This is a genomic window from Microcystis sp. LEGE 08355, assembly GCF_015207185.1.
In the GTDB taxonomy this organism is placed as follows: Bacteria; Cyanobacteriota; Cyanobacteriia; order Cyanobacteriales; family Microcystaceae; genus Microcystis; species Microcystis panniformis.
In genome coordinates, this window is record NZ_JADEXI010000203.1 from 1 (window position 1) to 7410 (window position 7410).

Annotated in this window: 3 protein-coding genes and 1 pseudogene; all 4 read left to right on the plus strand. The window is 43.8% G+C overall.

Annotated features, from left to right (window positions below; all coding sequences use genetic code 11):
* Positions 1–482 precede the first annotated feature (482 nt).
* A complete protein-coding gene (gene gltB, locus IQ242_RS11860; protein ID WP_193960111.1) occupies positions 483–5057 on the plus strand; it encodes a glutamate synthase large subunit in 4575 nt (1524 codons plus the stop codon).
* Positions 5058–5142: 85 nt separating this feature from the next.
* Positions 5143–5631, plus strand: a complete 489-nt coding sequence (locus IQ242_RS11865; protein ID WP_193960112.1) for a hypothetical protein — start codon at positions 5143–5145, stop codon at positions 5629–5631.
* A 12-nt stretch (positions 5632–5643) separates the two neighbouring features.
* Positions 5644–6627: a class I SAM-dependent DNA methyltransferase gene (locus tag IQ242_RS11870; protein ID WP_228020947.1), complete on the plus strand. Its 984-nt coding sequence runs from the start codon at positions 5644–5646 to the stop codon at positions 6625–6627.
* A 149-nt stretch (positions 6628–6776) separates the two neighbouring features.
* Positions 6777–7085 (plus strand): annotated as a pseudogene (locus IQ242_RS11875) (transposase family protein); the annotation flags it as partial.
* Positions 7086–7410: the final 325 nt, after the last annotated feature.

Consider the following 7410-nt stretch of genomic DNA (forward strand, 5'->3'; position numbering starts at 1 on the left):
CGGAACCCCCTAAGCCGAGTTTTCAAGGTGCTGCGCCGTCCACTTGGTTTTCGAGACTGGCCTTTTAATTCTAACGTAAAGCCAACCTAGAACGGCGGGGTTTCAGACCCAAAATTTCCGATGAACGGGAACTAGAGGAAATTCTGGAAATGGCGCAGGATGCGGCGGAAAAAGCCCGATCGATGGGCGAGGTAATTACAGAAAATTCAAAAAAATGGCGAGAAAGAGCGGAAAGAATCAATCGAACGGGATCGAGATAGCGATCGAGTATTTCTTCGATTATAGGAGCGATCGAACTTGTATCGGAAAAGCGATCTCGATCAGGGGGTAAAGCAGCGAGAGGAACCCTTGTGACATCGAAACATTTCCTTAAGATATAAGACCGAAGGTCCAGTCTGGATACAAAATTGATATACCTAGAATCGCTACTCTGGCTCACCCTCTAGGCCCTTCCCTTCCAGACTGCTAGGCTATTAGACAAAATGAATAACAATCAAACTCCACGGAAACAAGGACTATACGATCCCCAATTTGAACATGATGCTTGTGGTGTCGGTTTTATCGTTCATAAAACGGGTAAAAAGTCCCACGATATTGTTGAACAGGCCTTGACAATTCTACTAAACCTCGATCACCGTGGCGCGTGCGGTGCGGAAAAAAATACCGGAGATGGGGCGGGTATTTTGTGCCAAATCCCTGACCTATTTTTCCGGAAAGTGACCAGTAATCTAGGTTTTACCTTGCCGGCAGCGGGACAATACGGGGTGGGAATGCTCTACACGGCCCCTGATGCCGAAATTCGCGGGAAAAGTCGCCAGGAATTCGAGAAAATCGCCGCCGAAGAGGGGTTAAAAGTTCTCGGTTGGCGTGATGTTCCCACGGATAACTCTAGTTTAGGCAATTCGGCCAAATCTACCGAACCCTTTATCGAACAGGTTTTTATCGAACGCAATGCCCATTTAAGCGATGATCTGGCCTTTGAACGCAAATTATACGTTATTCGCAAGCGTTCCCACCTTAATCGTCAATCCTTTAATCGTTACTGGTATCCTTGCAGTATTTCTAGTCGTACCATTGTCTATAAAGGGCAATTAATGCCGGTACAGGTGGGTGACTATTTTCCCGATTTACACGACCCCGACTTTCAAAGTGCTTTAGGATTAGTCCATTCCCGTTTTAGTACCAATACCTTCCCCAGTTGGGAACGCGCCCACCCTTACCGTTATATTGCCCACAATGGCGAAATTAATACCCTGCGAGGTAATATTAACTGGATGCACGCCCGTCAGTCGATGTTTGCCTCACCCTTGTTCGGGGAAGACATCAAAAAAATCCAGCCGGTTATTAATATCGAGGGTAGTGACTCCTTAATTTTTGATAATGCCCTAGAATTAATGGTTTTATCGGGGCGTTCTCTTCCTCACGCTGTCATGATGATGATTCCTGAACCCTGGGCAGCCCACGAATCGATGAGTGATGAGAAAAAAGCCTTTTATGAATACCATTCCTGTTTGATGGAACCCTGGGATGGTCCGGCCTCGATCGCTTTTACCGATGGTACGATGATGGGAGCAGTGTTAGACCGCAATGGTCTACGTCCTTCCCGTTACTACGTCACCAAAGATGACCTAGTAATTATGGCATCGGAAGCGGGAGTTTTACCCATTGAACCGGAACGCGTCGCTTTAAAAGGTCGTCTGCAACCCGGCCGGATGTTCCTTGTGGATATGAAAGAAGGTCGTATCGTGGCCGATGAGGAGATAAAAGAAGCTATTGCCAAAGATCATCCCTATCGCCAGTGGTTAAACGAAAATTTAGTCAATTTAGATGATTTACCAGCCGTTGAAACTGCCCCACCTGAAACTCCTGTTTCCCTAATTCAACAGCAAACTGCTTTCGGTTACACTTTTGAGGAATTACGTCTTTTATTAGCCCCCATGGGCCGGGATGGAGTGGAAGCAGTGGGTTCCATGGGTTCCGATACACCCCTAGCCGTCTTGTCCGATCGCCCAAAACTGCTTTATGATTACTTTCAGCAGTTATTCGCCCAAGTCACTAACCCCCCGATTGACTCAATTCGCGAAGAAATTATCACCTCTCCCATCACCACTATCGGCGCGGAGAGAAATCTCTTGGATCCGCAGCCCGAAAGCTGTCACCTGATTAAACTTAACTCTCCCATCCTCACTAATGCCCAATTAGCGCGTTTACAGGGCAATAGCGAATTTAAAACCGTGACTATTCCCATTCTCTTCGATCCCACTTCGGGAGTCGAGGGGATGCGTAGCACAATTGAGGCAATTTGTCAAGAGGTGGACGAGGCAATTTTAGCGGGCGCGAGTATTATTATTTTAAGCGATCGAGGTATCGATAAAAATCACGCCCCGATTCCCTCACTGCTGGCGGTTGCCGGTTTACACCATCATCTCATCCGGCAGGGAACCCGCACCAGAGTCGGTCTTGTCCTGGAATCCGGCGAACCCCGGGAAGTGCATCACTACGCCCTTTTACTCGGTTATGGTTGCGGTGCGATTAATCCCTATCTAGCCTTTGCCACCCTCGGCAGTATGATCGAGGAAGGTTTATTGGTAGGAGTTGACCACCAGAGTGCCTGTAAAAACTACATAAAAGCCGCCACCAAGGGCGTAATTAAAGTGGCCTCTAAAATTGGCATTTCTACCCTGCAAAGCTACCGTGGGGCGCAAATATTCGAGGCTATCGGCTTAAATCGATCGGTAGTCGATCGCTATTTTACTTGGACAGCTTCCCGCATTGAAGGGGCCGATTTAGAAATTATTGCCAAAGAATCCCTGCTCAGACATGGCCACGCTTTCCCCGACCGGGACGTGAATGTGCATACCCTCGATATTGGCGGTGAATATCAATGGCGTAAGGACGGGGAAGCCCATCTTTTTAGCCCAGAAACCATTCATACCCTGCAACAAGCGGTAAAATTGGGCAAATACGACCTCTTTAAGAAATATTCCCAACTGGTCAACCAACAGAATCAAAAATTCTTCACCCTGCGGGGACTATTAACCTTTAAAAACCGGGAAAGTATCCCCATCGAAGAAGTGGAACCGATTGAAGCGATTATGAAACGCTTTAAAACCGGGGCCATGAGTTACGGTTCCATTTCCAAAGAGGCCCACGAATCCCTCGCTATTGCCATGAATCGTATCGGTGGCAAGTCGAACACCGGGGAAGGGGGCGAAGATTCCGAGCGCTACACTTGGACAAATGAACGGGGAGACTCGAAAAATAGTGCCATTAAACAGGTGGCTTCCGGCCGTTTTGGTGTCACCAGTCTTTACCTCTCCCAAGCGCGAGAATTGCAGATAAAAATGGCCCAGGGGGCAAAACCTGGCGAAGGCGGTCAATTACCTGGTAAAAAAGTCTATCCTTGGATTGCCAAAGTCCGTCACTCCACCCCCGGAGTTGGTTTAATTTCTCCCCCACCCCACCACGATATCTACTCCATTGAAGACCTAGCGGAGTTGATTCATGACCTAAAAAATGCCAATCGTGCGGCCAGAGTGAGCGTAAAACTGGTTTCTGAGGTGGGAGTTGGCACAATCGCCGCCGGAGTCGCTAAAGCTCACGCCGACGTGGTTTTAATCTCTGGTTTCGATGGTGGGACTGGTGCCTCACCCCAAACCTCGATTAAACACGCGGGTTTACCCTGGGAGTTGGGACTAGCAGAAACCCATCAAACATTGGTGTTAAATAATCTTCGCAGTCGCATTGCGGTGGAAACCGATGGCCAGATGAAAACCGGCCGCGATGTGGTGGTAGCGACCCTATTGGGGGCCGAAGAATTCGGTTTTTCGACCGCGCCACTGGTAACTCTAGGCTGTATTATGATGCGGGTTTGTCATCTTAATACCTGTCCGGCGGGGGTAGCGACCCAGGATCCGTTATTACGGAAGAATTTCATCGGGGATCCTGAATATACGGTGAATTTCATGAAATTTATCGCCCAGGAAGTGCGGGAAATTATGGCCGAATTGGGATTCCGCACCTTAAATGAAATGGTGGGGCGAACTGATGTATTAGAGCCGAAACAGGCGGTAGAACATTGGAAAGCGAAAGGAATTGACCTAACTCCGATTCTCTATCAACCGGAGGTAGATGCAGAGGTAGGACGCTATTGCCAGATTCCCCAGGACCACGGTTTAGATAAGTGCTTGGATATAACCGTTTTACTGGATTTATGCAAGGATGCCATTGAAAAAGGCGAAAAAGTCAAGGCGACACTACCGATTAAAAATATTAACCGGGTGGTGGGGACGATTTTAGGCAACGAAATCACTAAACGTCACTGGGAGGGTTTACCGGAAGATACCGTACATCTCCATTTTCAGGGCAGCGCGGGGCAGAGTTTCGGTGCTTTTGTTCCCAAAGGGGTGACACTGGAGTTAGAAGGGGATGCCAATGATTATGTGGGTAAGGGTTTAAGCGGTGGCAAAATCATCGTTTATCCGCCCAAAGGTTCCACTTTTGCAGCCGAGGAGAATATTATCATCGGTAATGTGGCTTTATACGGTGCAACCAGTGGTGAGGTGTATATTTCCGGGGTTGCCGGGGAACGTTTTGGGGTGCGTAACTCTGGGGTGACTACGGTGGTTGAGTCCGTTGGCGACCACGCCTGTGAGTATATGACGGGGGGTAAAGTCGTTGTTTTAGGGCCCACCGGTCGCAATTTCGCCGCCGGGATGAGTGGTGGTGTCGCCTACGTCCTCGATGAGTCGGGGGATTTCGCCACTCGTTGCAATACCCAAATGGTGGCTTTAGAGGCGCTAGAAGGGGAAGAAATCGACGATTTACGCGAGTTAATTCAACGCCATGCTGATTACACCCAAAGTCAAAAAGCGTCCCTAGTTTTAGCAAATTGGTCGGAAATGTTGCCCAAGTTTGTTAAAGTAATGCCCAAGGATTATAAGCGGATGTTGCAGTGTATTAAAGAGGCGTTAGATTCCGGTTTAACCGGCGATTCTGCTCTCGATGCCGCTTTTGAAGCCAACGCGCGTGATGTGGCAAGGATTGGCGGTAGTTAAGTAGTACAAAATCATGGTAGGTTAACATAAAGTTAACCTACCATAAAACTACTATAATTAATCCTTATGCAAAGGAAAATTTGAAATGTTAAAATGGTTAACAAAAGCTATAAGCATAATAATAAGTTTAGAAAACTATGCTGCTTTTGCTAATTCATGTCCAGAGGACTGGCCCCAGAAATTAATCAATAATACTTGGTTTGAAGCAAGTGGTTTTATCGAAACTCAGCAAGGAAAATATAATTGTCAAGTTTTAGAATCAGGAATTACTAGCGTTTTTTTCGCTATTAAGTGTAATAATGGTTCGGTTATCTATAAAACCGAAGATTTTTGTTATGAAGATGATCCATCTAGAGACAATCCTAATAGAAGATGTGCTGATTTTATATTTCTAATTGATAAAAATGGTTCTGAATTTAAAATGAATTATGAAATAATAATGAATCAGATTTGTAACAATGGGATAATGACTCAGCAACTCAATTTTATTGCTTTTCAATCAAGCTTTAGGTTTAGTGGTTCTGTTATTATCAAATTACGTTATCGTCCTGTCTTAAAGCCAGAAGGTTTTTAGGAGATTAACAAAATGTATAATCTAAATCTGGATCAAAAAGTGCGAGGTAAAAGAATGTTAGAAACTAAAGCTCTGAAAGATATAGAGTTAGCTTTTAGACAGTTTGGCTATGAAGGGGAAGATGTATTCAATGTAATTGCCTATTCTTACATTGATGTTTTTGCCATTGAAACTACTAAAAAGCTCGATAAGATTATTATGAAAGGCCGCTGCTTATCAGAAATTGTATTTCAAGACAAGACTCTTCAAGAAATAATTTATTGTCATATCAAAAAGGATATTAATGGGAAAAATCTACCGATTTTTTATCAATATTTTTTGGCTAAAAGATTTCGAGATATTACGGGAAAGTTTTTTACCCCACACGCAATAGCAGAACAAATGGTCAGTATGCTTCCTATTAAATCGGATGCTTTAATAATGGATCCTACTTGTGGCAGTGGAACTTTTCTAAAAGAAGCGGGAGAACGTTGGCAATATACACCTTGTCATCTCATTGCCAATGATGTAGATGAGATGTTGGTCTGTTTAACGGAATTAGTTTTAAGAATAAATACTAACCAAAGTCACAATATTTCTCTATTTACCTCGAATATTTATCGTCCCGATCAAGAAATTCAAACACTATTTGGTCAAGTAGATTACATTGTAGCAAATCCACCGTTTTCACTGTCAATAAACTTGTTAGAATCTCAAAGCGACTTATTCAATTTAGGCTATAGAAATAGCGATGCTCTATTTATTGATTTAGCTCTAGAGTTATTAAAGCCTGACGGACGTTTAGTTTGTCTTTTGCCTCATTCAATTATCTCGAATAAAGAGTATGAAAAGTTACGTCAAAGTGTCGAAAAAAGTTGGTTATTAACTGCCGTTATAATATTACCTGAAGGCGTTTTTCAATCAACTTCAAATACCACGACTCGTGCCGATATTATTGTCTTGGACAAAAAAGGTAAAAATACAAGGCTCTTCGGGAATTGTTATGCAAATAATTAACTTAAAATAAAATTCGATGAGAGCAACTACGCTCAAAAGTAGCTGAAATTCATACAGGAAAGGACTTAAAGCACAAATAGGTTAATACCAAAAGATAGACAATTGAGTTAAGATTTGATATAATAGCCAAAAACGAGATTATTTTACTTATGATACTTGACAAATTTTTGAACCTACAAGGAACCTGTATTCAAGGCTATCGACACCTAGAAAATATCGGTATAGTTTGCCGAATCGAATCGAAAAATCAAAAAGCCACCTGTCCTCGTTGTGGGTTAGAGAGCGATAAACTACACCAAAATCATCGACATTTAGTCAAAGATTTACCAATCTCAGGACAACCAGTGTACTTACAAGTTAATCGTCGTCAATTTAAGTGCGATAATTGTCGAAAACCCTTTAGCGAAGAGTTAGATTTTGTCGCCAAGAAACGAACCTATACGAAAAGACTAGCGGCTCTTCGTTACTTTTTATGGTTCGATAGGGTGGCATAAATAAACTAAATCCTTATCTGGCAAGAGATTTAATTGATTAGTTCGCTCTAGATCAAAAACAATTGACAAAAATCGCCAAACGTTTTTCTCTATAAGGGTTCCATCCCTTATAACCCCCGTACATTGCATAACACAAACCGAAGAACCAGACTAGCCGAGAATATACTCAACGGATTTGTGCGAAACGTTTAGGCATGAAATAAGGTTGAAATACCTGAAATAACCGCCTAGTAAGGTCTTCAGTCCCCTGACTGAATCTAATAGGTCAACCCTGACCAACCTTATAACT

What these genes read in the sequence shown, in the direction of transcription:
- IQ242_RS11870 (WP_228020947.1), top strand. Translation starts at nt 5,644, where the DNA reads ATGTATAATCTAAATCTGGATCAAAAAGTGCGAGGTAAAAGAATGTTA.
- gltB (WP_193960111.1), top strand. Translation starts at nt 483, where the DNA reads ATGAATAACAATCAAACTCCACGGAAACAAGGACTATACGATCCCCAA.
- IQ242_RS11865 (WP_193960112.1), top strand. Translation starts at nt 5,143, where the DNA reads ATGTTAAAATGGTTAACAAAAGCTATAAGCATAATAATAAGTTTAGAA.